General features: G+C 60.4%; 25 protein-coding genes. 18 read left to right on the forward strand and 7 right to left on the reverse strand.

Annotation, left to right across the window (positions count from 1 at the left end; translation table 11 throughout):
- Positions 1-617 precede the first annotated feature (617 nt).
- Positions 618-1,298, reverse strand: a complete 681-nt coding sequence (locus D8U70_RS20970) for an alpha/beta family hydrolase (protein ID WP_130929640.1) — start codon at positions 1,296-1,298, stop codon at positions 618-620.
- A 90-nt stretch (positions 1,299-1,388) separates the two neighbouring features.
- Between D8U70_RS20970 and ccoN (D8U70_RS20975) the strand changes: the two genes are divergently transcribed.
- The 10 genes from ccoN (D8U70_RS20975) (at position 1,389) to D8U70_RS21020 (ending at position 9,183) form a co-directional block, all read left to right on the forward strand.
- A complete protein-coding gene (gene ccoN / locus D8U70_RS20975) occupies positions 1,389-2,813 on the forward strand; it encodes a cytochrome-c oxidase, cbb3-type subunit I (protein ID WP_024012337.1) in 1,425 nt (474 codons plus the stop codon).
- A 10-nt stretch (positions 2,814-2,823) separates the two neighbouring features.
- Positions 2,824-3,432, forward strand: coding sequence for a cytochrome-c oxidase, cbb3-type subunit II (gene ccoO / locus D8U70_RS20980; RefSeq protein WP_003223389.1), 609 nt, complete (start codon positions 2,824-2,826; stop codon positions 3,430-3,432).
- A 3-nt stretch (positions 3,433-3,435) separates the two neighbouring features.
- Positions 3,436-3,633, forward strand: coding sequence for a cbb3-type cytochrome c oxidase subunit 3 (locus D8U70_RS20985; protein WP_071171610.1), 198 nt, complete (start codon positions 3,436-3,438; stop codon positions 3,631-3,633).
- Positions 3,630-4,583 carry a cytochrome-c oxidase, cbb3-type subunit III gene (gene ccoP, locus D8U70_RS20990; protein WP_130929641.1) on the forward strand — a complete coding sequence of 318 codons (954 nt, stop codon included), beginning with the start codon at positions 3,630-3,632 and terminating at the stop codon, positions 4,581-4,583. Before D8U70_RS20985 ends, ccoP (D8U70_RS20990) begins: the two co-directional genes overlap by 4 nt.
- 481 nt (positions 4,584-5,064) lie before the next feature.
- A complete protein-coding gene (ccoN, locus tag D8U70_RS20995; RefSeq protein ID WP_024012334.1) occupies positions 5,065-6,507 on the forward strand; it encodes a cytochrome-c oxidase, cbb3-type subunit I in 1,443 nt (480 codons plus the stop codon).
- Positions 6,507-7,115, forward strand: a complete 609-nt coding sequence (gene ccoO / locus D8U70_RS21000) for a cytochrome-c oxidase, cbb3-type subunit II (RefSeq protein WP_064391307.1) — start codon at positions 6,507-6,509, stop codon at positions 7,113-7,115. The genes ccoN (D8U70_RS20995) and ccoO (D8U70_RS21000) overlap by 1 nt, the downstream gene beginning before the upstream one ends.
- Positions 7,116-7,120: 5 nt before the next feature.
- Positions 7,121-7,306, forward strand: coding sequence for a cbb3-type cytochrome c oxidase subunit 3 (locus tag D8U70_RS21005; RefSeq protein ID WP_122705775.1), 186 nt, complete (start codon positions 7,121-7,123; stop codon positions 7,304-7,306).
- Positions 7,303-8,286: a cytochrome-c oxidase, cbb3-type subunit III gene (gene ccoP, locus D8U70_RS21010; RefSeq protein WP_024012333.1), complete on the forward strand. Its 984-nt coding sequence runs from the start codon at positions 7,303-7,305 to the stop codon at positions 8,284-8,286. Before D8U70_RS21005 ends, ccoP (D8U70_RS21010) begins: the two co-directional genes overlap by 4 nt.
- A 223-nt stretch (positions 8,287-8,509) precedes the next feature.
- Positions 8,510-8,764, forward strand: coding sequence for a type II toxin-antitoxin system Phd/YefM family antitoxin (locus D8U70_RS21015; RefSeq protein WP_038861980.1), 255 nt, complete (start codon positions 8,510-8,512; stop codon positions 8,762-8,764).
- The gene (locus tag D8U70_RS21020) at positions 8,764-9,183 is read left to right on the forward strand and encodes a type II toxin-antitoxin system VapC family toxin (protein WP_071171607.1); all 420 of its coding nucleotides are present in this window, start codon (positions 8,764-8,766) and stop codon (positions 9,181-9,183) included. The genes D8U70_RS21015 and D8U70_RS21020 overlap by 1 nt, the downstream gene beginning before the upstream one ends.
- A 38-nt stretch (positions 9,184-9,221) precedes the next feature.
- Here D8U70_RS21020 and D8U70_RS21025 read toward each other — a convergent pair whose 3' ends face one another.
- A complete protein-coding gene (locus D8U70_RS21025) occupies positions 9,222-10,184 on the reverse strand; it encodes a metallophosphoesterase (RefSeq protein WP_241149649.1) in 963 nt (320 codons plus the stop codon).
- Between the two features lie 516 nt (positions 10,185-10,700).
- Here D8U70_RS21025 and ccoG point away from each other — a divergent pair.
- From ccoG to hemN, 6 genes are all read left to right on the forward strand, one after another.
- The gene (ccoG, locus tag D8U70_RS21030) at positions 10,701-12,116 is read left to right on the forward strand and encodes a cytochrome c oxidase accessory protein CcoG (RefSeq protein WP_073474016.1); all 1,416 of its coding nucleotides are present in this window, start codon (positions 10,701-10,703) and stop codon (positions 12,114-12,116) included.
- A 13-nt stretch (positions 12,117-12,129) separates the two neighbouring features.
- Entirely contained in the window at positions 12,130-12,669 is a 540-nt protein-coding gene (locus D8U70_RS21035; protein WP_056784237.1) for a FixH family protein, read from the forward strand.
- 139 nt (positions 12,670-12,808) lie between these two features.
- Positions 12,809-15,259 carry a heavy metal translocating P-type ATPase gene (locus tag D8U70_RS21040; RefSeq protein ID WP_130929642.1) on the forward strand — a complete coding sequence of 817 codons (2,451 nt, stop codon included), beginning with the start codon at positions 12,809-12,811 and terminating at the stop codon, positions 15,257-15,259.
- A gap of 23 nt (positions 15,260-15,282) precedes the next feature.
- Positions 15,283-15,495, forward strand: coding sequence for a cbb3-type cytochrome oxidase assembly protein CcoS (ccoS, locus tag D8U70_RS21045; protein WP_130929643.1), 213 nt, complete (start codon positions 15,283-15,285; stop codon positions 15,493-15,495).
- Entirely contained in the window at positions 15,488-16,171 is a 684-nt protein-coding gene (locus D8U70_RS21050) for a sulfite exporter TauE/SafE family protein (RefSeq protein WP_041479091.1), read from the forward strand. The genes ccoS and D8U70_RS21050 overlap by 8 nt, the downstream gene beginning before the upstream one ends.
- Positions 16,172-16,368: 197 nt before the next feature.
- Entirely contained in the window at positions 16,369-17,751 is a 1,383-nt protein-coding gene (hemN, locus tag D8U70_RS21055; protein WP_110646923.1) for an oxygen-independent coproporphyrinogen III oxidase, read from the forward strand.
- Here hemN and D8U70_RS21060 read toward each other — a convergent pair.
- Positions 17,748-18,230 (reverse strand): hypothetical protein, encoded by a 483-nt coding sequence (locus D8U70_RS21060; protein ID WP_130929644.1) that lies wholly within the window; start codon positions 18,228-18,230, stop codon positions 17,748-17,750. The genes hemN and D8U70_RS21060 overlap by 4 nt on opposite strands.
- A 154-nt stretch (positions 18,231-18,384) precedes the next feature.
- Here D8U70_RS21060 and fnr point away from each other — a divergent pair, with 154 nt between their 5' ends.
- Positions 18,385-19,119, forward strand: coding sequence for a fumarate/nitrate reduction transcriptional regulator Fnr (gene fnr / locus D8U70_RS21065; RefSeq protein ID WP_016773865.1), 735 nt, complete (start codon positions 18,385-18,387; stop codon positions 19,117-19,119).
- Positions 19,120-19,194: 75 nt separating this feature from the next.
- Positions 19,195-19,743 (forward strand): adenine phosphoribosyltransferase, encoded by a 549-nt coding sequence (locus D8U70_RS21070; RefSeq protein WP_024012326.1) that lies wholly within the window; start codon positions 19,195-19,197, stop codon positions 19,741-19,743.
- 152 nt (positions 19,744-19,895) lie between these two features.
- On the opposite strand, the gene D8U70_RS21075 is transcribed toward D8U70_RS21070, so the two are convergent.
- The 4 genes from D8U70_RS21075 to D8U70_RS21095 form a co-directional block, all read right to left on the reverse strand.
- Complete coding sequence (locus tag D8U70_RS21075) at positions 19,896-21,044, reverse strand: acyl-CoA dehydrogenase family protein (protein ID WP_130929645.1); 1,149 nt, start codon at positions 21,042-21,044, stop codon at positions 19,896-19,898.
- 150 nt (positions 21,045-21,194) lie between these two features.
- Positions 21,195-21,797 carry a recombination mediator RecR gene (gene recR / locus D8U70_RS21080; RefSeq protein WP_110646920.1) on the reverse strand — a complete coding sequence of 201 codons (603 nt, stop codon included), beginning with the start codon at positions 21,795-21,797 and terminating at the stop codon, positions 21,195-21,197.
- Positions 21,798-21,863: 66 nt separating this feature from the next.
- The gene (locus D8U70_RS21085) at positions 21,864-22,898 is read right to left on the reverse strand and encodes an NADP-dependent oxidoreductase (protein ID WP_130929646.1); all 1,035 of its coding nucleotides are present in this window, start codon (positions 22,896-22,898) and stop codon (positions 21,864-21,866) included.
- 292 nt (positions 22,899-23,190) lie between these two features.
- On the reverse strand, positions 23,191-23,490 hold a 300-nt coding region (locus D8U70_RS21095; RefSeq protein ID WP_130929648.1), incomplete at its 5' end, for a YbaB/EbfC family nucleoid-associated protein.

Consider the following 23,490-nt stretch of genomic DNA (forward strand, 5'->3'; position numbering starts at 1 on the left):
GCAGCTGCCCGCGGCAAAGCCGCACCACTCAACAATGAGCGTTAGCTCGAGTGCTCTCCCACAGGGATTGAGTCCGGCCGGTGGATAATGGTCGGCTGTCATGCCGCCTTCGCAAGCAGGCTCGCTCCCACAAAAAGCAGAAAAGCGAAGCAGCGCAGCTGCCCGCGGCAAAGCCGCACCACTCAACAATGAGCGTTAGCTCGAGTGCTTTTGATCTTGATCCACCGGCGACGTCGGAAGGCTGAGCGGAGGGATTGATCCGGGCGTGGGAGCGCAGCGACCGTCTGGCGCAGCCAGACACAGCGGAAGGAGGTGCAGCGAAGCAAACCGGAGCCGCTGCGCCCGGATCAGTCCCGGAGCGAAGGGACCCGAGCCTGCGAGGGCCGAACGTAGGAGCAAGCCTTTTGGGTTACCTTTTTGCTGGGCCGGCACTCCGGCGTTTGAAAAAGGTGACCCGCCGTAAGGGCGGAACCCTAAGCAGCCGTTACCGCAGCAACGGATATGCCCCCAAGAGCAAGATCAAAAGCTAACCCCCTCACCCCAACCCTCTCCCCCAAGGGGGCGAGGGGGAAAGGGAGCCGATCTTCATGCACCGCAAAATCCGGCCCGACTCAAAATCAGTCACGGAGAAATTCAGCCACCTTCTGCGCAGCACCCGCCAAATGATCGGAGTGCGTAAACCCAGAAGCCTTGAGCGGCTTCAAATCATGATCCCCTGCCGCCAGCCAAGTCACCTCAATACTCGGTGACAAGCTGTAAGCCGCAACCGCCTCGCGATTCCCCAGAGCATCCCGCTCCCCCTGCACAACCAACGCCCGCGTGCGCATCGAAGCCAAATGCTCAACCCGAGGCTTCTCCGGCTTCCCCACCGCATAAAACGGATACCCCAGACACACCAACGCATCCACCCCCAACTCATCCGCCACCAGACTCGCCATCCGCCCGCCCATCGACTTGCCGCCAACAGCCAAAACCCCAGCGACATGACGCCGCACAACCGCAAACACCTCCCGCCAGCAATCCAACAATTTCGGCGCAGAATTCGGCGGCCGCTTCACCCCATCCACCCGCCGCTGCGCCATATACGGAAACTCAAAGCGCAACACGTTGACCCCAAGCCCGGCAAGGCGCCCAGCCATGTCGTTCATCCACTCGCTATCCATCGGCGCCCCCGCCCCGTGGGCCAGAATCAGCGTTGCTGAAGCCTCACCAACAGCGGCATCCCACAACCATCCATGATCGAGCACACACTGCGCCCATTGATCCCCGTCAATACTGGCCTTGTGCTGTTTGTCCATGCTTGCCTCGCTTTTAGTCTGCCTATAACTCCAGGCGAAGGATTCGCGCCGTTTGCGCGCTCACTTCGGCTGAACCGTGGATGGGGAACCATGAACACTTCTATCAGTACCGCCTACAACTACAAGGTGGTCCGCCAATTCGCCATTATGACGGTGGTGTGGGGCATCGTCGGCATGGGCCTCGGGGTTTTTCTCGCGGCGCAATTGGTCTGGCCGGAACTCAACTTCAATTTGCCCTGGACCAGTTTCGGCCGTCTGCGCCCGCTGCACACCAACGCGGTGATCTTCGCCTTCGGTGGCTGCGCGCTGTTCGCCAGCTCTTTTTATTCGGTGCAACGCACCTGCCAGACGCAATTGTTCGCGCCGCAAATCGCCGCGTTCTGCTTCTGGGGCTGGCAACTGGTGATCCTGCTGGCGGCGATCAGCCTGCCGTTGGGTTACACCAGTTCTAAGGAATATGCCGAGCTGGAATGGCCGATCGACATCCTGATCACCATCGTCTGGGTCGCCTATGCGATCGTGTTCTTCGGCACGATCATGCAGCGCAAAACCAAACACATTTATGTGGGCAACTGGTTCTTCGGCGCGTTCATCATCACCGTGGCGATTCTGCACATCGTCAACAACCTCGAGTTGCCGGTGAGTTTCACCAAGTCCTACTCGGTGTACGCCGGTGCAACCGACGCGATGGTGCAATGGTGGTATGGCCACAACGCCGTAGGCTTTTTCCTCACCGCCGGCTTCCTCGGCATGATGTATTACTTCGTGCCGAAACAGGCCGAGCGTCCGGTGTATTCGTATCGCCTGTCGATCGTGCACTTTTGGGCCTTGATCACCCTGTACATCTGGGCCGGCCCGCACCACCTGCACTACACCGCGCTGCCGGACTGGGCGCAATCGCTGGGCATGGTGATGTCGCTGATCCTGCTGGCACCGAGCTGGGGCGGCATGATCAACGGCATGATGACCCTCTCGGGCGCCTGGCATAAGCTGCGCAGCGACCCGATCCTGCGCTTCCTCGTGGTGTCGCTGGCGTTCTACGGCATGTCGACCTTCGAAGGGCCGATGATGGCCATCAAGACGGTAAACGCCCTCTCCCACTACACCGACTGGACCATCGGCCACGTTCACGCTGGCGCGCTCGGCTGGGTGGCGATGATTTCGATCGGCGCGCTGTACCACATGATCCCGAAAATCTTCGGCAAGGCGCAGATGCACAGCGTCGGCCTGATCAACGCGCATTTCTGGCTCGCGACCATCGGCACCGTGCTCTACATCGCCTCGATGTGGGTCAACGGCATCGCCCAGGGCCTGATGTGGCGCGCAGTGAACGAGGACGGCACGCTGACCTACTCCTTCGTCGAAACCCTGGTGGCCAGCCATCCGGGCTTTGTCGTGCGGCTGATCGGCGGGGCGATTTTCTTAAGCGGCATGTTGCTGATGGCTTACAACACCTGGCGCACCGTGCGGGCCTCGCAGCCTGCTGATGTCGTCGCTGCCGCGCAGATGGCCTGAGGAGTCCGCCATGAAACACGAAACGATTGAAAAGAACGTCGGCCTGCTGATGCTGCTGATGGTGTTCGCCGTGAGCATCGGCGGCCTGACCCAGATCGTCCCGCTGTTCTTCCAGGACGTCACCAACAAACCGGTGGAAGGCATGAAGCCCTACACCGCGCTGCAACTGGAAGGTCGCGACATCTACATCCGCGAAGGCTGCGTCGGTTGCCACTCGCAGATGATCCGCCCGTTCCGCGCCGAAACCGAACGCTACGGGCACTACTCGGTTGCCGGCGAAAGCGTCTGGGATCACCCGTTCCTGTGGGGCTCGAAACGTACCGGTCCGGACCTCGCCCGGGTCGGCGCGCGCTACTCGGATGACTGGCACCGCGCGCACTTGTACAACCCGCGCAACGTCGTGCCGGAATCAAAGATGCCGGCCTATCCGTGGCTGGTCACCCAAGCGGTCGACAGCAGCCACACCGAAACCAAGCTGAAAACCATGCGCACCCTCGGCGTGCCGTACACCGACGACGACATCAGCGGCGCGGTCGCCAGCCTCAAGGGCAAGACCGAAATGGACGCCCTCGTTTCCTATCTGCAAGTGCTCGGCACTGCGATCAAGAGCAAGAGGTGAGCCATGGTCATTGAAATGAGTGCAGGCCTGATCCGCGGCCTCGGCACGGTCGTGGTGTTCGTCGCCTTCATCGGTTTGACCTTGTGGGTGTTCAACCGCAAGCGCACCCCGGAATTCGCCGAAGCACGCCTGCTGCCGTTCGCCGACGAGCCACTATCCGAAACAATTTCAGCCCCTGAAACAAGGAGTACCCGGCCATGACCACCTTCTGGAGTACGTGGATCTGCGTACTGACCATTGGCAGCCTGATCGGCCTGACCTGGCTGCTGATCGGCACCCGTCGGGGCGAGACCAAGGGCAGCGTCGACCAGACCATGGGCCACAGCTTCGACGGCATCGAGGAGTACGACAACCCGCTGCCGCAGTGGTGGTTCATGCTGTTCGCCGGCACGCTGGTGTTCTCGGTGGGTTATCTGATTCTCTATCCGGGCCTGGGCAACTGGAAAGGCATCCTGCCCGGCTATGAGGATGGCTGGACCGGCGTGCACGAATGGGAAAAGGAAATGAACAAGGCCGACGCACGGTTCGGGCCGATCTTCGCCAAATTCGCGGCGATGCCCCTGGAAGAAGTGGCCAAGGATCCGCAGGCGCTGAAAATGGGCGGTCGTCTGTTCGCCTCCAATTGCTCGGTGTGCCACGGCTCGGATGCCAAGGGCGCGTTCGGCTTCCCTAACCTTGCTGACAGCGACTGGCGCTGGGGCGGCGATGCCGAGACGATCAAGACCACCATCATGGGTGGGCGGATGGCGGCAATGCCGGCCTGGGGCGAAGTGCTCGGTGAGGCCGGGGTGAAAAACGTTGCCGCTTATGTGCGCCACGAACTGGCCGGCCTGCCGCTACCTGCCGACAGCAAGGCGGATCTGCAAGCCGGGCAGCAAGCCTTCAGCACCACTTGCGTGGCTTGCCACGGCGCAACTGGCCAAGGCACCCCTGCCATGGGCGCACCGAATCTTACTCACCCGGCCGGCTTCATTTATGGCACCAGCCTGACCCAACTGGAACAGACCATTCGCCATGGTCGTCAGGGGCATATGCCAGCGCAGAACGAATTGCTGGGCAACGATAAAGTGCAATTGCTTGCCGCTTATGTGTACAGCCTGAGCAACGGATTGAACACAGAAAAACTGATAACTGAAGACAGAAAGAAATAGCAATTGCGTACACCACTGCCGCAGCTTTCTCGCTGCGGCAGTTTCCCGCCCCTTTGCGACGCATTGTCGCACCCCTCGGATCCTCTCCTTTCGGAACCCCGGATTCGGGTCTACGCTTCATCGAAGCGGACCGGCTGAAGTCGGTTTCCAGATCAATCCCGAACGATGCACGCCGTGAACCGGCTGATGGATTCGCCGCAAACGCAGGTAGATAACGGCTGTTGCGCCGATTGCCCGCAATTCCCCGATCACGACCCGTGAACGGGCACCGTTGATGGCGATCCGGATTGCGAGCTTCTTACGCCCACTGCGACATTTTGTCAGAGGCCATTTTTGACCCTACGCGGCGCATGGAAAGGCCGCAGAATCAGCGTTGGAAAGCATTGACCCAGGTCATGGCGCGTTGCAATGACCCCCTGCTTTATACATACTTGCGGCCGATTTTATCCCTATAAAAATACCCAAACCGTGGAACCTTAGAATGAGCACAGCAATCAGTCCGACTGCTTATAACTATAAGGTAGTCCGCCAGTTCGCCATCATGACGGTGGTCTGGGGGATCCTTGGCATGGGGCTCGGTGTCTTCATCGCCTCGCAACTGGTCTGGCCGGAACTGAACTTCGGTCTGCCGTGGACGAGCTTTGGACGCTTGCGCCCGTTGCACACAAACCTGGTGATTTTCGCCTTCGGCGGTTGTGCACTGTTTGCCACTTCCTACTATGTCGTGCAGCGAACCTGCCAGACGCGACTGATTTCCGACAGCCTCGCTGCCTTCACCTTCTGGGGCTGGCAAGCGGTCATCGTCGGCGCCATCATCACCTTGCCGCTGGGTTACACCACCACCAAGGAATACGCCGAGCTGGAATGGCCGATCGCGATTCTGCTGGCGATTGTCTGGGTCACTTACGGTCTGGTGTTCTTCGGCACCATCACCAAGCGCAAAACCAAGCACATCTATGTCGGCAACTGGTTCTACGGCGCGTTCATCGTGGTCACCGCGATGCTGCACATCGTCAACCACATGTCGCTGCCGGTCAGCCTGTTCAAGTCTTATTCGGCCTACTCCGGTGCCACTGACGCGATGATCCAGTGGTGGTACGGCCACAACGCGGTGGGTTTCTTCCTGACCACCGGTTTCCTCGGGATGATGTACTACTTCGTGCCGAAACAGGCCGAACGCCCGATCTACTCCTATCGTCTGTCGATCGTGCACTTCTGGGCGCTGATCACCCTGTATATCTGGGCCGGCCCGCACCACCTGCACTACACCGCCCTGCCGGACTGGGCACAATCGCTGGGCATGGCGATGTCGATCATCCTCCTGGCGCCAAGCTGGGGCGGCATGATCAACGGCATGATGACCTTGTCGGGCGCCTGGCATAAGTTGCGCACCGACCCGATCCTGCGCTTCCTCGTGGTGTCGCTGGCGTTCTACGGCATGTCGACCTTCGAAGGGCCGATGATGGCGATCAAGACCGTCAACTCGCTCTCGCACTACACCGACTGGACCATCGGCCACGTACACGCCGGCGCCCTCGGTTGGGTAGCAATGATCTCGATCGGCGCGATCTACCACATGATCCCGAAACTGTTCGGCCGGGCGCAGATGCACAGCACCGGGCTGATCAATGCGCACTTCTGGCTCGCCACTATCGGCACCGTGCTCTACATCGCGTCGATGTGGGTCAACGGCATCACCCAGGGCCTGATGTGGCGTGCAATCAACGATGACGGCACCCTCACCTACTCGTTCGTCGAAGCGCTGCAGGCCAGCCACCCGGGCTTCATCGTCCGTGCGCTGGGCGGTGCTTTCTTTGCCAGCGGCATGCTGCTGATGGCTTACAACGTGTACCGCACCGTTCGTGCGTCGGATCCGGTTGAAGCCGAAGCCGCCGCCAAGATTGCCGTCGTTGGAGCTCACTGATGAAGCATGAAGCTGTCGAGAAGAATATTGGCCTGCTGGCCTTCTTCATGGTCATCGCCGTCAGCATCGGTGGCCTGACCCAAATCGTTCCGCTGTTCTTCCAGGACGTCACCAACAAGCCGGTCGAGGGCATGAAGCCGCGCTCGGCGCTGGAACTGGAAGGCCGCGACGTGTACATCGCCAACGGTTGTGTCGGCTGCCACTCGCAGATGATCCGCCCGTTCCGCGCTGAAACCGAACGCTATGGCCACTATTCGGTTGCCGGTGAAAGCGTCTGGGACCACCCGTTCCTGTGGGGCTCCAAACGTACCGGTCCGGACCTGGCCCGTGTGGGCGGTCGTTACTCCGATGACTGGCAACGTGCGCACTTGTACAACCCGCGCAACGTGGTCCCCGAGTCGAAAATGCCGGCTTACCCGTTCCTCGTGGAAAACAAGCTCGACGGCAAGGAAACCGCGAAAAAAATGGAAGTCTTGCGCACCCTCGGCGTGCCTTACACCGACGAAGACATCGCCGGTGCACAGGATGCCGTGAAGGGCAAAACCGAAATGGACGCGCTGGTGGCCTATCTGCAAGGCCTGGGCACCATCATCAAAAGCAAACGGTGAATCTGATGGATATCGGGATGATTCGAGGCCTGGGCACCGTGGTCGTGATGGTGGCCTTCATCGGTCTGGCCTTGTGGGTGTTCAGCCCCAAGCGCAAGTCGGAATTCGACGACGCGACCATGCTGCCTTTTGCCGATGATCCCGAAGCCGTCAAGCACGTCGAGCAAGCTTCTAGGAGTAACAAAGAATGACTACATTCTGGAGTCTGTACGTCACAGTCCTCAGTCTCGGTACGATCTTCGCCTTGACCTGGCTGCTACTGTCGACCCGCAAGGGCCAGCGCAGCGAACAGACGGACGAGACGGTCGGCCACTCCTTCGACGGGATCGAGGAGTACGACAACCCGCTGCCGAAATGGTGGTTCATGCTGTTCGTCGGCACCATCATTTTCGCCTTGGGTTATCTGGTGCTGTACCCGGGCCTGGGCAACTGGAAAGGTCTGCTGCCGGGCTACAACTATCTGGATACCGAGAAACAGACCGCGTTCGCCAACGGCCAGACCGGCTGGACCGGCGTCCACGAGTGGGAAAAGGAAATGGCCCGCTCGGACGCTCGCTTCGGTCCGATTTTCGCCAAGTTCGCGGCGATGCCGATCGAAGAAGTCGCCAAGGATCCGCAAGCACTGAAAATGGGCGGCCGTTTGTTCGCGTCCAACTGCTCGGTGTGCCACGGTTCCGACGCCAAGGGCGCCTATGGCTTCCCCAACCTGACCGACGCCGACTGGCGCTGGGGCGGTGAGCCGGAAACCATCAAGACCACCATCATGGGCGGCCGCCACGCGGTGATGCCGGCGTGGGCTGAAGTGATCGGCGAGCAAGGCGTGGCCGACGTAGCGGCCTTCGTGGTGACCAACCTCGACGGGCGCAAACTGCCGGAAGGCACCAAGGCCGACCCGGCCAACGGCCAGAAACTCTTCGCCGCCAACTGCGTCGCCTGCCACGGCCCTGCCGGTAAAGGCACCCCGGCCATGGGCGCGCCTGACCTGACACACCCGGGCGCATTCATCTACGGCTCGAGCTTCGCGCAACTGCAGCAGACCATCCGCTACGGCCGTCAGGGCCAGATGCCGGCGCAGGAACAACTGCAGGGCAACGACAAGGTGCACCTGCTGGCGGCGTATGTTTACAGCCTGTCCCATGGTGAAAAAGCGCCGGAGGCAAAGGCTGAGTAAAGCCAACGCTTGAAGCAAAAAAGGCCCCGCCAATGAGAATTGGCGGGGCCTTTTTGCATGCTGGCATTCATGACTCGAAACGGTTGCTCAATGGATCTGAGCTGATAAACACGGTGCCCTTATGAAAATGACAAACCGATCGTCCACGACCCGCCTTTCCGATTGCAGGGGAAATCTCAAGGTAGTAACGTTCCTACATCAGAATTTCTGGAGGCCAAACATGATGGCCATCACCACTATTTCAAGCCGCGAGTTCAACCAGGACACCAGTGCAGCCAAAAAAGCCACGCATCAAGGTCCAGTGATCATTACTGACCGAGGCAGGCCTGCCCACGTGTTGCTCAGCATCGAGGAGTACCAGAAACTGACGGGTTGCCAGACCAGCATCGTTGAGCTACTGGCGATGCCGGATGCGCTTGAAATCGAATTCGAACCCGAGCGCGCCGTCATCACTCCTCGCAGCGTGGACCTTTCCTGATGTTTCTGCTGGATACCAATGTAGTTTCCGAGTTGCGGAAGAACCAAGCCGACAGGCATGTGGTGAAATGGGCAAACAGCATTTCCCCAGCCAGCCTGTATCTATCCGCAATCACTGTGCTGGAACTGGAAACGGGCGTCCTGCGTATCGAACGTCGTGACCCTTCACAAGGCCAGCTGCTGCGCAACTGGCTGGAACATCACGTCAAACCGGCGTTCTCTGGCAGAATCCTGCCGGTCGATACCAGCGTCGCCACCCGGTGCGCACGATTGCATGTTCCCGACCGCAGCAATGAATGCGACGCCTTGATCGCCGCCACCGCGCTTGTACACGGGCTTACGCTGGTAACTCGCAACATTGCGGACTTCCAACACAGCGGCGTCAATCTGATCAACCCATGGATCGCTGCCAACACCTGATTGATGAATACCCCGCCCTATCACCGGCGGGGCTTTTGTCAGGGGCGTTGGGCAAAGATTGAATGCACCACAGTGGTGTCGATCAACGTTCGATTGCGCCATTGGTTGTTCTTCACCAGGTACACCTGGAGTTGCTTGCGATCCTCAGTGAAACTGGCAATCAGATAGGTTTGCTGAGAGGTACTGCCACTCAGGTACATGGGCACGTTACCTTGTTGATAGGCATCACCTCCGTCCTCGTGCAAATGGCCGGCAAAAATCGCCGTCACTCGATATTTGTTAACCATGTCGTAGAAGCGTTTCTGTTGCGCCTGGGTTCCCATGTGGTTCAACGGTTTATGCATGTTGATGATGATGGCGTAGCCCGACGCTCGCGCCAGCCTGAGATCCGTCTCGAGCCAGTCCAGTGCATCGTTGATTTCGAACGTCGTCGGATTCAATGGATGAGCAATCCGGGCGGTATAGGTCGGTTCGTTGTTGAGCTGAACCATATGCACTTCGCCGATATTTTTCGAATAGGCGAGACTGCCCGAATAGGTCTTGCTCAGAAAGCCACTGGTAATCTTCAGATCGAAGTTATCGACCTTACCTTCATGATGCTCTTTGAACTCGACGATACTTCCTGCCGCACAGCTATTGCTAAAGCAATCATCGACATTGTTTTCATAGTCGTGATTACCAAGCCCGTAGAGATATTCGCCCTTGAAATGTTTATCCAGCAGATCCTTCATGAACGAGCGCTGCCAGCCATGCCCGAATGCGGTTATATCACCATTGATCATCAAGGGAACCTGCGTTTGAGAGCCGTGTTGATTTCTGAATTCGGCAATGCTCGCAAGTTGGGTTTCCACCAGCCATTTCGAGCGCTCCTTGAATTCGGAATCGGATTCGGGTATGCGGCGATCGGTCTTGTCCGTCCACGGATATTGAGTATCCGAAGCAAACACCATGTGTTTCGGCATGTCAGTAGTGGCCTGAGCGGTAATAGCCGAAGCTAACATCCAGGCACCCACACAGATGCTCTTGAGATTAATAAAATTCATACTTTTAAATTCCATTTAAGTTAACTATCAATACGCAAAAGAATTTCGCGAGAGCAAAACTTAGGCGAACACAGCTAAAACTTCAAAGCATTCATAAACAACAATCAAGTTTATATGTTTCAGATCCAACAACTTGCAACAGGCAGCCAATTCAATCTATGGCTCTTGTAGCCGAAGTGGCAACGACGGACGGTTTGTCGTTCAACTTGCGACATCGACGGTTGTTGCTTGAACAAGCGATTGAAAAGATGAACTAGCCGCTTCGGCAAAACCGTCCATACTCAACAAGTCAATTGATCTGCGTCAGGCTTTTGCGCAATCGCTACACCATCCGCATTTTTTACCCAACGCGACCAAAGGTCGCACCCTTGAGCCAGAGCGGCAGGCGTATCATCACGCTACTGCAACAGCCCTTTTTGACTTCGGTTGGCACGTATCGACCGAGGCATTTTTCCACTGCCGTGGGATGCAATGATGAGCAATCAGATTCCGGTACACGACGTCACGCCGCCGAGCAAGAACGCGAACAACAGCGTCGACCTTTATGCCTCACGAGAAAAAATCTACACCCGTGCCTTCACCGGCCTGTTCCGCAATCTGCGGATGCTCGGCGGTGCGGCGTTGTTTCTGCTGTATTTCGGCACGGTGTGGCTGAACTGGGGCGGTCATCAGGCGGTGTGGTGGAACCTGCCCGAGCGCAAGTTCTTCATTTTCGGCGCGACCTTCTGGCCACAGGATTTCATCCTGCTCTCGGGCCTGTTGATCATTGCCGCGTTCGGCCTGTTCTTCATCACTGTCTACGCCGGGCGCGTCTGGTGCGGTTATACCTGCCCGCAGAGCGTGTGGACGTGGATTTTCATGTGGTGCGAAAAGGTCACCGAAGGCGACCGCAACCAGCGCATAAAGCTCGACAAGGCGCCGATGAGCGCCAACAAATTCCTGCGCAAACTGGCCAAGCATTCGCTGTGGCTGCTGATCGGTTTTGTCACCGGCATGACCTTTGTCGGCTACTTTTCGCCGATCCGCGAACTGGTCATCGAGTTCTTCACCGGTCAGGCTGATGGCTGGTCGTATTTCTGGGTCGGTTTTTTCACCCTCGCCACGTACGGCAATGCCGGCTGGTTGCGTGAGCAGGTGTGCATCTACATGTGCCCGTATGCACGCTTCCAGAGCGTGATGTTCGACAAGGACACGCTGATCGTTTCCTACGACCCGCGCCGCGGCGAAAGCCGTGGGCCGCGCAAGAAAGGCATCGACTACAAGGCGCTGGGGCTGGGCGATTGCATCGACTGCACGATGTGCGTGCAGGTCTGCCCGACCGGCATCGATATCCGCGATGGCCTGCAGATCGAGTGCATCGGCTGCGCTGCGTGCATCGATGCCTGCGACAGCATCATGGACAAGATGGATTACCCGCGCGGGCTGATCAGCTACACCACCGAACACAACCTCTCCGGGCAGAAAACCCATAAACTGCGTCCGCGCCTGATCGGTTACGCCGTGGTGCTGCTGGCGATGATCAGCCTGTTGGTCGCTGCGTTCTTCATGCGTTCGCTGGTCGGTTTCGACGTCAGCAAAGACCGCGTGCTGTACCGCGAAAACGCTGAAGGCCGGATCGAAAACGTCTACAGCCTGAAGATCATGAACAAGGATCAGCGCGACCACACTTACCTGCTGCAAGCCGAGGGTCTGCCGGACCTGCGCCTGCAAGGCAAGCGCGAGATCAAGGTGGCCGCCGGCGATATCGTCAGCATGCCGGTCGAGTTGTCGAGCGCACCGGAACAACTGCCATCGAGCACCAACGAGGTGAAATTCATCCTCAAGGACGCCGATGACGACAGCGTCCACGTTGAAGCCAAGAGCCGATTCATCGGCCCACAAATCCGTTGAGAGAATTTTGAACATGCCCGCTGCAAACGCCGCAAGTCCCTGGTACAAGCACCTCTGGCCGTGGATCATCATCGCGATTCTGGCCTGCTCGGTGGCCTTGACCCTGTCGATGGTGACCATCGCGGTGAACAACCCGGACAACCTGGTCAACGACAACTATTACGAAGCGGGCAAAGGCATCAACCGTTCACTGGATCGCGAGCTGCTGGCGCAAACCCTGAAGCTGCGTGCAGCGGTGCATCTGGATGATGTGACCGGGGAAGTCGACTTGCGCTTGAACGGTGACAGCCAGCCGCAAACCCTGGAACTGAACCTGATCTCGCCGACCCAGCCGGAAAAGGATCGCAAGATTGTTTTGACCCGCAGTGGCAGCGAGAGCGGGCGCTACATCGGCCAGTTGAGCGACAAGGTCGAAGGGCGGCGCTTTGTCGAGTTGCTCGGCAGCCAGGACGAGCACGTGTGGCGCATGTTTGAAGAAGAGCTGGTCAGCCATGACAAGGAGCTGCTGCTGGGTGATGAGCCATTGCAGGGCGCGGAAGATCTGAAAAAATAAGCCTTTTACTCTGATCGTTCCCACGCTCTGCGTGGGAACGCAGCCAGGGACGCTCCGCGTCCCAGCCGAAGCGGACGCGCGGAGCGTCCGGGGAGGCATTCCCACGCGGAGCGTGGGAACGATCATCGGAACGCGCACCATGACCAGCCCAACCCCCTGCTACCACTGCGCCCTGCCCGTCCCGTCCGGCAGCCGCTTCACCGCCGTCGTCCTCGGGCAGGCCCGCGAGTTCTGCTGCCCGGGCTGCCAGGCGGTGGCCGAAGCCATTGTCGCCGGGGGGCTGGAAAGTTATTACCAGCATCGCAGCGAAGCGTCGGCCAATCCCGAAGCGCTGCCGGTGCAACTGAGCGATGAACTGACGCTGTACGACCGCGCCGACGTGCAGCAGCCCTTCGTGCGCCACGAAGGCGATCTGGCCGAAACCACCTTGTTGATGGAAGGCATCAGTTGCGCCGCCTGCGGCTGGCTGATCGAGAAACACCTGCGCACCCTGCCCGCCGTCGCCGAAGCGCGGTTGAACCTGTCCAATCATCGCCTGCACGTACGCTGGGCCGATGCACAACTGCCGCTGAGCCAGATCCTCGCCGAGCTGCGCCACATTGGTTACGCTGCTCACCCCTATCAGGCCGACCGCGCCAGCGAACAACTGGCCAGCGAGAATCGCCTGGCCCTGCGCCAGCTCGGCGTCGCCGGTCTGCTGTGGTTTCAGGCGATGATGGCGACCATGGCCACCTGGCCGGAATTCAACATCGACCTCAGTCCCGAGCTGCACACGATCCTGCGCTGGGTCGCGCTGTTTCTCACCACACCCATCGTGTTCTACAGCTGCGCGCCGTTCTTCAAAGGCGCGATGCGCGATTTGCGTACGCGCCACCTGACCATGGACGTTTCTGTTTCACTGGCGATCGGCAGCGCTTACATCGCCGGGATCTGGACATCGATCACCGGGGTCGGCGAGCTGTACTTCGATGCGGTCGGCATGTTCGCGCTGTTTTTGCTCGCCGGGCGTTATCTGGAACGCCGCGCCCGCGAACGCACCGCTGCCGCCACTGCGCAACTGGTCAACCTGTTGCCGGCCTCGTGCCTGCGCCTGGATAGCGATGGCCAGAGCGAACGCATCCTGCTCAGCGAGTTGCGCGTGGGCGAGCGGATACTGGTGCAGCCGGGCTCGATTCTGCCGGCCGACGGGAAGATCATCGATGGCCAGTCGAGCATCGACGAATCGCTGCTGACCGGCGAATACCTGCCACAGCCGCGCACGCTCGGTGATGCGGTCACTGCGGGCACGCTCAACGTCGAAGGCGCATTGACCGTCGAAGTGCAGGCGCTGGGACAGGACACGCGTCTCTCCGCGATCGTGCGCCTTCTCGATCGCGCTCAGGCGGAGAAACCGCGTCTGGCGGAAATCGCCGACCGCGCCGCGCAATGGTTTTTGCTGTTGTCGCTGATCGCGGCGGCAGTGATCGGCCTGCTGTGGTGGCAGCTGGACTCAGCGCGGGCGTTCTGGATCGTTCTCGCCATGCTGGTGGCGACCTGTCCGTGCGCGCTGTCGCTGGCGACGCCGACCGCCCTCACCGCCGCCACCGGCACCCTGCACAAACTCGGCCTGCTGCTGACCCGCGGCCATGTGCTGGAAGGCTTGAACCAGATCGACACGGTGATCTTCGACAAGACCGGCACGCTCACCGAAGGCCGGCTGGTGCTGCGCTCGATTCGCCCGCTCGGCGCGCTCGACAGCGAGCAATGCCTGAGCCTTGCCGCTGCGCTGGAAAACCGCTCGGAACACCCGATCGCCCGCGCTTTCGGGCGTGCGCCGCTGGCCGCTGAGGACGTACACAGCACACCGGGGCTGGGCCTGGAAGGCGTGGTCGGTGAGCAACGCTTGCGCATCGGTCAGGCCGAATTTGCCTGCGCACTGAGCGGCGCGGCACTGCCGTCAATGCCTGATGAAGCCGGACAATGGTTGCTGCTCGCCGACACGCACGGACCGCTGGCGTGGCTGGTGCTCGATGATCGCCTGCGTGACGACGCTCCCGCCCTGCTCGCGGCTTGCAAAGCGCGGGGCTGGCGCACCTTGCTGTTGTCCGGCGACAGTTCGCCGATGGTCGCCAGTGTCGCCGCCGAACTGGACATCGACGAGGCCCGTGGCGGCTTGCGCCCCGATGACAAACTGCGAGTGCTGCAACAACTGCACAAGGAAGGGCGCAAGGTGCTAATGCTCGGTGACGGCGTCAACGACGTGCCGGTGCTGGCTGCGGCCGATATCAGCGTGGCCATGGGCTCGGCCACCGACCTGGCGAAAACCAGCGCCGATGCGGTGTTGCTGTCCAACCGCCTCGACGCCTTGGTACAGGCCTTCGCGCTGGCGCGACGCACGCGCCGGGTAATCATCGAAAACCTGCTGTGGGCAGCGCTGTACAATGGCCTCATGTTGCCGTTCGCCGCCCTCGGCTGGATCACTCCGGTGTGGGCGGCGGTCGGCATGTCGATCAGTTCGCTGACCGTGGTGCTCAACGCCCTGCGCCTGACTCGTCTGCCGAGGGCGCCGGCCGCCAGCAGCCCGACCCAAACCCGTCCGCTGCCGGCCTGAGCCGCGCGGGCCTGGAGTTACCGATGCCAGCTCTCTATGTGATGATTCCCGCTGCCTTGCTCATCGTCGCCATCGCCGTGTACATCTTCTTCTGGGCGGTGGACAGCGGTCAGTACGACGACCTCGACAGCCCGGCACACAGCATCCTTTTTGACGATCAGGACCCCAACCATACCGCTGCGGTGGACGAAGCCAACGCCGGCAAACCGGACGACAAGGCGCCACCCCATGCTTGAACTGGCGCCCCTGCTGGTCTCGGCGCTGATCCTCGGCCTGCTTGGTGGCGGCCATTGTCTGGGCATGTGCGGCGGTCTGATGGGCGCGCTGACCCTGGCGATTCCCAAGGAGCAGCGCAGCCGGCGCTTTCGTCTGTTGCTGGCGTATAACCTCGGGCGGATTCTCAGTTATGCCACGGCGGGATTGCTCATCGGCCTCGCCGGCTGGGCAGTCGCCAACAGCCCGGCGGCGCTGTTCATGCGCGTGCTGGCCGGGTTGCTGCTGATCGCCATGGGCTTGTACCTCGCCGGTTGGTGGAGCGGGCTCACCCGTATCGAAGCGCTCGGGCGTGGCTTATGGCGTTTTATTCAACCGGTGGCGAATCGCTTGCTGCCGGTTTCCAGCCTGCCGCGTGCCTTGCTGCTCGGTGCGCTGTGGGGCTGGCTGCCGTGCGGGCTGGTTTACAGCACCTTGCTGTGGAGCGCGAGTCAGGGCAATGCGCTGGACAGTGCATTGCTGATGCTCGCTTTCGGCCTCGGCACCTGGCCGGTGCTGCTGGCCACCGGGCTGGCGGCTGAACGGGTGACGGCGATCTTGCGCAAACGCAGCGTGCGCATGGCCGGCGGGTTGTTGGTGATTCTGTTTGGCTTATGGACCCTTCCCGGCCCGCATCAGCATTGGCTTATGGGCCATTAAATGTGTGGGGCGGCCTTCGCGAGCAGGCTCGCTCCCACAGGTCTTGAGTACGCTGCAAATCCAATGTGGGAGCGAGCCTGCTCGCGAAGGCGCCCGCACGAACAACACAAATCCTCGCCGTTGATGCAAATCAAGATGCCCTGTAACGCCCTCCCCTAGACTCGCCACACTGCCAGCCTATCCGGGGGAATGCCCGCATGCTCGACGCCATTCGTTGGGACTCTGATCTGATCCGCCGCTACGATCTGGCGGGGCCACGCTACACCTCGTACCCGACCGCCGTGCAATTTCACGGTCAGGTCGGCACTTTCGACCTGTTCCACGCCCTGCGCGACAGCCGCAAGGCGCAGCGGCCGTTGTCGCTGTACGTGCATGTGCCGTTCTGCGCGAACATTTGTTACTACTGCGCTTGCAACAAGGTCATCACCAAGGATCGCGGTCGCGCGCAACCGTATCTGCAACGGCTCGAGCAGGAAATCCAGTTGATTGCCTGCCACCTCGACCCGGCGCAAACCGTCGAGCAGCTGCATTTCGGTGGCGGCACACCGACCTTTCTCAGCCACGACGAATTGCGCCAGCTGATGGCGCACCTGCGCAAGCATTTCAATCTGCTCAACGATGACTCGGGCGATTACGGCATCGAAATCGACCCGCGCGAAGCCGACTGGTCGACCATGGGCCTGCTGCGCGAACTGGGTTTCAACCGGGTCAGCATTGGCCTGCAAGACCTTGACCCGGCGGTGCAGCGCGCAGTCAATCGCCTGCAAAGCCTGGAAGAAACCCGCGCAGTGATCGATGCGGCGCGAACCCTGCAATTTCGCTCGATCAACATCGATCTGATTTATGGCCTGCCAAAGCAGACACCGGACAACTTCGCTCGCACCGTCGAGGAAGTGATCAGTCTGCAACCGGATCGCCTCTCGGTATTCAACTACGCGCACCTGCCGGAACGCTTCATGCCGCAACGGCGGATCAACAGCAGCGACTTGCCGAGCCCGGCGCACAAGCTGGAAATGCTCCAGCGCACCATCGAGCAACTGACCGCTGCCGGCTACCGCTACATCGGCATGGACCACTTCGCCCTGCCTGATGACGAACTGGCCATCGCTCAGGAAGAGCAGACCCTGCAACGCAATTTCCAGGGTTACACCACCCATGGCCATTGCGACCTGATTGGTCTGGGCGTGTCGGCGATCAGCCAGATCGGCGATCTGTACTGCCAGAACAGTAGCGACCTCAACGCGTATCAGAACAGCCTGGCCAGCGCGCAGCTGGCGACCAGTCGCGGCCTGGTGTGCAACGCTGACGACCGCTTGCGCCGCGCAGTGATCCAGCAACTGATCTGCAATTTCAAACTTGAGTTCGCCGAGATCGAGCAGCAGTTCAACATCGATTTTCAAGGCTACTTCGGCGCGCTCTGGCCGCAGTTGCAAGGTATGGCCGAGGATGGCCTGATCAGGTTCGAGCGCGAGCGCATCGAGGTGTTGCCGGCGGGTCGATTGCTGGTGCGCTCGGTGTGCATGGTTTTCGATGCGTACCTGGAGCAGCAGAACCGCCAGCGTTTCTCCCGAGTGATTTAAGGCTTGGTCAGCAACGAGCCGACCTTGAGGTTCTGATCAGAATTGAGCGCCGACTGGTTCATCACTTTCGACAAGGAAAGGTTGGCGGTGATCAGGCCGCTGTTGAGGGCGGCTATGGCGCCCCGTAATGCGGCGAGCTTGTTGATCTTTTCCTCGTTGGAGAGGGTTCTGTCTGACATGACCGCCGCCATGCGGGCTTTTTTCTCGATGATTTCTTTTTGGATCTTGCGAATCATCTTCAGCAACTGCTGGATGTTCTCCGGCAAGCCACTGTTGTCGATGTCACTGTTCTCGCCGCCGACAGCGGCGGATTTGGCGATGGCCGCGCCGGACAGCGACACTTTGACGCCCTCGACCAAGGTCGGGGTTGCCGTATTCGACAAGGCGTCGTCGCGGTCGATTGCAGCGTCGGGACCGGTTACCTCCGGCGAAGCAGCAATGCCGCTGCTACCGGGGCTTAGCGTGCCAATGGCGGTCATCGGGGCCTTCCTTGGATGAGTACTGATAGTGGGTTATCGGCCGCCGGTGCTGCGGCTTTATGTCTGTAGGACAACGCCGCCGCGTGCTGGCCTGAATGTCCTTCCGTGGGTTACCCTTACGGCTTATGTGTGTTTTCCCACAAGGATTGAAGAAATGTCCGAGCCAGTCAAACTGCGCGCTCACAACCAGGCCCACTGCAAGGATTGCAGCCTGGCCCCGCTCTGCCTGCCACTTTCTCTGAATCTGGAAGACATGGATGCGCTCGACGAAATCGTTAAACGCGGCCGCCCGCTGAAGAAGGGCGAATTCCTGTTCCGTCAGGGCGACACCTTCGATTCTGTTTATGCAGTCCGCTCCGGCGCGCTGAAAACTTTCAGCCTGAGCGATGCCGGCGAAGAGCAACTGACCGGCTTCCACCTGCCAAGCGAACTGGTTGGCCTGTCGGGCATGGACACCGAAAAACACCCGGTCTCGGCCCAGGCGCTGGAAACCACTTCGGTCTGCGAAATTCCCTTCGAACGCCTCGACGAACTCGCGCTGCAATTGCCACAACTGCGCCGCCAGTTGATGCGGGTGATGAGCCGCGAGATCCGCGACGATCAGCAAATGATGTTGCTGCTGTCGAAGAAGACCGCCGACGAGCGCATCGCTACTTTCCTGGTCAACCTGTCGGCACGCTTCCGCGCTCGCGGCTTCTCGGCCAACCAGTTCCGTCTGAGCATGTCGCGCAATGAAATCGGCAATTACCTGGGCCTGGCGGTGGAAACCGTGTCGCGGGTGTTCACCCGCTTTCAGCAGAACGAATTGATCGCCGCCGAGGGCAAAGAGATCCACATCCTCGACCCGATCCAGTTATGCGCGCTGGCCGGCGGTTCGATCGAAGGCTGATCACGACCCGCGGTTGAGCGAATCGTTTCAGCCGCGGGTATACTGCGCCGTTTGCAGCCCTGCCAGGACACCCCGATGGTCTTCGACTCCTTCGACATCAAATCCCTGATCCGCCCCGTGATCGACTTCCCGAAACCGGGCGTGATCTTTCGCGACATCACCCCGCTGTTCCAGTCGCCGACGGCCCTGCGCCTGGTGATGGACAGCTTCGCCCATCGCTACGTCGAAGCCGACTTCACCCACATCGGCGCCATGGATGCCCGTGGTTTTCTGATCGGTTCGGTCCTGGCCTACCAGTTGAACAAGCCGCTGGTGCTATTCCGCAAGCAAGGCAAACTGCCGGCGGACGTGCTCGCCGAAGGTTATGCGACCGAATACGGCGAAGCGTTCCTGGAAGTGCACGCCGACAGCCTGTGTGAAGGCGATTCGGTGGTGATGTTCGATGACCTGATCGCCACCGGCGGCACGCTGATCGCAGCGGCCAACCTGATTCGCCGCATGGGCGCGCGGGTGCATGAAGCGGCGGCCATCATTGATCTGCCAGAGCTGCAAGGTTCGCAGCGCTTGCAGGATATGGGTATCCCGACGTTCTGCCTGACGCAGTTTGCGTTGACTGATAAATAATCAAGATCTAAAGATTGATCGTTCCCACGCTCCGCGTGGGAATGCCTCTAGGGACGCTCTGCGTTCCAGCTTGCGATAGGGAGGCGGAGCGTCCCGGGCTGCATTCCCACGCAGAGCGTGGGAACGATCATGCATCGGACGATCTTTTGCTTTTAGAGCCCCATCTGCTTGCTGATGATTTCGTTCATCACTTCCCGCGTCCCGCCGCCAATCGACAGAATGCGGTTATCCCGATACAGCCGCTCCACCAGGCTTTCACGCATGTAACCGAGCCCGCCAAGAATCTGCACGGCTTCGGTGGTGATCCGGTCCGAGGTGTCGGTGGCGAAGTTCTTCGCCATGGAAATCTCCTTGATCACACTCTGCCCCGCCGCCATTTTTGCCGCTTGCCGATATGTGAACTCCCGCGACACTTCCAGCGCCGTGGCCATTTCGGCGAGCCGATGTTTGATCACCTGAAATTTGCCGATGGGTTTGCCGAACGCCTCACGCTCGCGCGCCCACTTCAGGCTCTCCTCCAGCGCCAATTGCGCCGTCATGTTGGCCATCAGCGCCAGCGCCAGGCGTTCGCTCTGGAAATTGCCCATGATGCAGGCGAAGCCCATGTTCTCTCCGCCAATGAGGTTGCCTACCGGCACGCGGCAATCGTCGAAGAACAACTCAGCGGTGTCCGACGCCCACCAGCCCATTTTCTTCAATTGCCTACCGACACTGAAACCCGGCGTGCCCTTCTCGATCAGCAACAGGCTGATACCGCCAAACCCCGGCGCACCGGTGCGCACCGCGACCGTGTAGAAATCCGCGCGCACGCCGCTGGTGATAAAGGTCTTGCTGCCGCTGACCCGGTAGAAGTCGCCGTCACGCACGGCGCGGGTTTGCAGGTTGGCGACGTCGGAGCCGCCGCCGGGCTCGGTCACTGCCAGCGCGCTGATTTTCTCACCGCTGAGCACCAGCGGTACCACCCGCTCGCGAACTTCTGGCGGCGCCCATTTGACGATCGGCGGCAGGCCGATATCCAGCGAACCCAGCCCCGCCACCAGGCCACCAGAGCCACAGCGCATCAGTTCTTCACTGGCGGCGACCTTAGCGAACAGATCGCCTTCATGGCTGCCGCCAAGCGCTTCGGGATAGCCGATACCGAGAATGCCCGCCGCACCGGCCTTGAGGTACAGCTCACGGGGAAAGCTTTCGGCTTCTTCCCACTGATCGATGTCCGGCAGGATCTCGCGTTCGACGAAACGTCTGACGCTGTCGCGGACCAATTGATTGCTGGGGTCGAAGTATTCCTGAAAGGCAGGCATGGGCGAGCTCCACGGAAGGGTTCGCCGACGTTAACCGAGCGCTTGCTTGGTATTCAAGATGCAGAAGATCAAAAGATCGCAGCCTTCGGCAGCTCCTACATTGGAATGCGTTCCCTGTAGGAGCTGCCGAAGGCTGCGATCTTTTGATTTTTAGAGGGAAATCGGTTTACGCCCGGCAAACGAATGCGCCAGCGTGCCGCCGTCGACCAGCTCCAGCTCACCGCCCAGCGGCACGCCGTGTGCAATCCGCGAGGCGACCAGGCCTTTGTGGTTGAGCAACTGCGCGATGTAGTGCGCGGTCGCCTCGCCTTCCACTGTCGGGTTGGTGGCGAGGATGACTTCGGCAAAGGTCCCCGCCTCTTCAATCCGCGCCATCAGTTGCGGAATCCCGATCGCTTCAGGCCCCAGGCCATCCAGCGGCGACAAGTGCCCCTTGAGCACGAAATAGCGGCCACGGAAGCCGGTCTGCTCCACCGCATAAACGTCCATCGGCCCTTCGACTACGCAAAGCAGCGTGTCATCGCGGCGCGGGTCGGCACATTGCGGGCAGAGGTCGTCTTCGGTCAGCGTGCGGCACTGGCGGCAATGGCCGACGCCTTCCATGGCCTGGCTCAAGGCCTGAGCCAGACGGGTGCCGCCGCTGCGATCACGTTCGAGCAACTGCAACGCCATGCGCTGAGCGGTTTTCTGACCCACGCCCGGCAAGGTGCGCAGAGCGTCGATCAGTTGGCGAATCAAAGGGCTGAAGCTCATGGGTAAACAGTCCGACTAAACAACGAGACGCGGTTTATACCCGCGCCTCTGGCCAGCGTCAAATCCTCAGTCCTGGGCGACCCGGACCACCAGTTTGCCGAAGTTGCGCCCTTCCAGCAGACCGATGAACGCCTCGGGCGCCTGCTCCAGGCCTTCGACCACGTCCTCGCGGAATTTCACCTTGCCGTCGCGTACCCACGGCACCATGTGGCTGATGAATTCCGGCTGACGATCACCGTAATCGTCGAAGACGATGAAGCCCTGAATACGCACACGCTTGGTGAGCAAAGTGCGTTGCAGCATCGGCAGGCGATCCGGGCCGGTCGGCGCCTCGGCGGCGTTGTAGCCGGCGATCAGGCCGCACAACGGGATGCGCGCCTTGGGATTGAGCAACGGCACGACGGCATCGAAGACATGGCCGCCGACGTTCTCGTAGTAAATGTCGATGCCGTTGGGACAGGCCTTGGCCAGTTGCTCGGCAAAGTCTTCGGCCTTGTGGTCGATGCAGGCATCAAAACCCAGCTCCTCGACCACGTATTTGCACTTCTCGGCACCACCGGCCACGCCGACCGCGCGCAGACCTTTAATCTTCGCCACTTGCCCGACCACCGAGCCGACGGCGCCGGACGCCGCAGCCACCACCAGGGTTTCGCCCTCTTTCGGCTGGCCGATATCCATCAGGCCCATGTACGCGGTCATGCCCGGCATGCCCAGTACGCCGAGGGCCATCGACGGGCTCGGCAGGCCGGCCGGGATCGGCATGATGTTACGGCCGTCGCTGATGCTGTGGCTCTGCCAACCGGTGGCGCCAACCACCAGATCACCGACGTGGAATTTCGGATGATTGGACTGCTCGACCCGGCTGACCGCACCACCGGTCATGACTTCGCCGATTTGCACTGGCGCAGCGTAGGACGGTGCGTCGCTCATACGTCCGCGCATGTACGGGTCAAGCGACAGGTACAGGGTTTTCAGCAATACCTGACCGTCCTGCAGGTCCGGCAGCGCCTCGCGCTCGAGACGGAAATTCTCCGGGGTCGGCGCGCCGCTCGGGCGCGAGGCGAGGACGAAGCGTTGATTGAGGGTGAGAGGGTCGGACATGTCAGCGTCTCCTGTGAATGGGGAATTCGGTGTATAGGGAGCAGACCTTGGTAGCGGTGGTGTGTTCGATGTTTCTGCAGTTTTGCCCGAGGCTCGCTCCCACTGATCGTTCCCACGCTCTGCGTGGGAATGCAGCCCGGGACGCTCCGCGTCCCAATCGCAAGCTGGAACGCGGAGCGTCCCCAGAGGCATTCCCACGCAGAGCGCAGGAACGATCCGCGCCGCGCAGAAACAAAAATGCCAGGCACGACGCCTGGCATTTTGTGTAGCTCATCTGCCGCCCAAAGGCGAATCAGAATGGCAGTTTCATACCCGCTGGCAGGTTCATGCCGGCGGTCATGCTGCCCATTTTTTCCTGGCTGTTGGCTTCGATCTTGCGCACGGCGTCGTTGACGGCGGCAGCGACCACGGCTTCCAGCATCTCTTTGTCGTCTTCGCTCAGGCCTTCGACCAGGCTTGGGTCGATGCTCACGCTTTTAACGTCGTGACGACCGGTCATCACCACGGTGACCATGTCGCCGCCGGCCTTGCCGGTGACTTCGGCGTTGGCCAGTTCTTCCTGCATCTTGGCCATTTTTTCCTGCATCTGCTG

The organism is Pseudomonas sp. Sample_20 (assembly GCF_004307585.1).
GTDB lineage: Bacteria > Pseudomonadota > Gammaproteobacteria > Pseudomonadales > Pseudomonadaceae > Aquipseudomonas > Aquipseudomonas atacamensis.

What these genes read in the sequence shown, in the direction of transcription:
- ccoN (WP_024012337.1), top strand. Translation starts at nt 1,389, where the DNA reads ATGAACACTTCTATCAGTACCGCCTACAACTACAAGGTGGTCCGCCAA.
- recR (WP_110646920.1), bottom strand. Translation starts at nt 21,797, where the DNA reads ATGAGCTTCAGCCCTTTGATTCGCCAACTGATCGACGCTCTGCGCACC.
- D8U70_RS21020 (WP_071171607.1), top strand. Translation starts at nt 8,764, where the DNA reads ATGTTTCTGCTGGATACCAATGTAGTTTCCGAGTTGCGGAAGAACCAA.
- D8U70_RS21050 (WP_041479091.1), top strand. Translation starts at nt 15,488, where the DNA reads ATGCTTGAACTGGCGCCCCTGCTGGTCTCGGCGCTGATCCTCGGCCTG.
- ccoP (WP_024012333.1), top strand. Translation starts at nt 7,303, where the DNA reads ATGACTACATTCTGGAGTCTGTACGTCACAGTCCTCAGTCTCGGTACG.
- D8U70_RS21035 (WP_056784237.1), top strand. Translation starts at nt 12,130, where the DNA reads ATGCCCGCTGCAAACGCCGCAAGTCCCTGGTACAAGCACCTCTGGCCG.
- ccoO (WP_003223389.1), top strand. Translation starts at nt 2,824, where the DNA reads ATGAAACACGAAACGATTGAAAAGAACGTCGGCCTGCTGATGCTGCTG.
- ccoG (WP_073474016.1), top strand. Translation starts at nt 10,701, where the DNA reads ATGAGCAATCAGATTCCGGTACACGACGTCACGCCGCCGAGCAAGAAC.
- ccoO (WP_064391307.1), top strand. Translation starts at nt 6,507, where the DNA reads ATGAAGCATGAAGCTGTCGAGAAGAATATTGGCCTGCTGGCCTTCTTC.
- D8U70_RS21060 (WP_130929644.1), bottom strand. Translation starts at nt 18,230, where the DNA reads ATGACCGCCATTGGCACGCTAAGCCCCGGTAGCAGCGGCATTGCTGCT.
- D8U70_RS21070 (WP_024012326.1), top strand. Translation starts at nt 19,195, where the DNA reads ATGGTCTTCGACTCCTTCGACATCAAATCCCTGATCCGCCCCGTGATC.
- D8U70_RS20970 (WP_130929640.1), bottom strand. Translation starts at nt 1,298, where the DNA reads ATGGACAAACAGCACAAGGCCAGTATTGACGGGGATCAATGGGCGCAG.
- D8U70_RS20985 (WP_071171610.1), top strand. Translation starts at nt 3,436, where the DNA reads ATGGTCATTGAAATGAGTGCAGGCCTGATCCGCGGCCTCGGCACGGTC.
- hemN (WP_110646923.1), top strand. Translation starts at nt 16,369, where the DNA reads ATGCTCGACGCCATTCGTTGGGACTCTGATCTGATCCGCCGCTACGAT.
- ccoP (WP_130929641.1), top strand. Translation starts at nt 3,630, where the DNA reads ATGACCACCTTCTGGAGTACGTGGATCTGCGTACTGACCATTGGCAGC.
- ccoN (WP_024012334.1), top strand. Translation starts at nt 5,065, where the DNA reads ATGAGCACAGCAATCAGTCCGACTGCTTATAACTATAAGGTAGTCCGC.
- D8U70_RS21005 (WP_122705775.1), top strand. Translation starts at nt 7,121, where the DNA reads ATGGATATCGGGATGATTCGAGGCCTGGGCACCGTGGTCGTGATGGTG.
- D8U70_RS21015 (WP_038861980.1), top strand. Translation starts at nt 8,510, where the DNA reads ATGGCCATCACCACTATTTCAAGCCGCGAGTTCAACCAGGACACCAGT.
- D8U70_RS21025 (WP_241149649.1), bottom strand. Translation starts at nt 10,184, where the DNA reads ATGTTAGCTTCGGCTATTACCGCTCAGGCCACTACTGACATGCCGAAA.
- ccoS (WP_130929643.1), top strand. Translation starts at nt 15,283, where the DNA reads ATGCCAGCTCTCTATGTGATGATTCCCGCTGCCTTGCTCATCGTCGCC.
- D8U70_RS21075 (WP_130929645.1), bottom strand. Translation starts at nt 21,044, where the DNA reads ATGCCTGCCTTTCAGGAATACTTCGACCCCAGCAATCAATTGGTCCGC.
- D8U70_RS21040 (WP_130929642.1), top strand. Translation starts at nt 12,809, where the DNA reads ATGACCAGCCCAACCCCCTGCTACCACTGCGCCCTGCCCGTCCCGTCC.
- fnr (WP_016773865.1), top strand. Translation starts at nt 18,385, where the DNA reads ATGTCCGAGCCAGTCAAACTGCGCGCTCACAACCAGGCCCACTGCAAG.
- D8U70_RS21085 (WP_130929646.1), bottom strand. Translation starts at nt 22,898, where the DNA reads ATGTCCGACCCTCTCACCCTCAATCAACGCTTCGTCCTCGCCTCGCGC.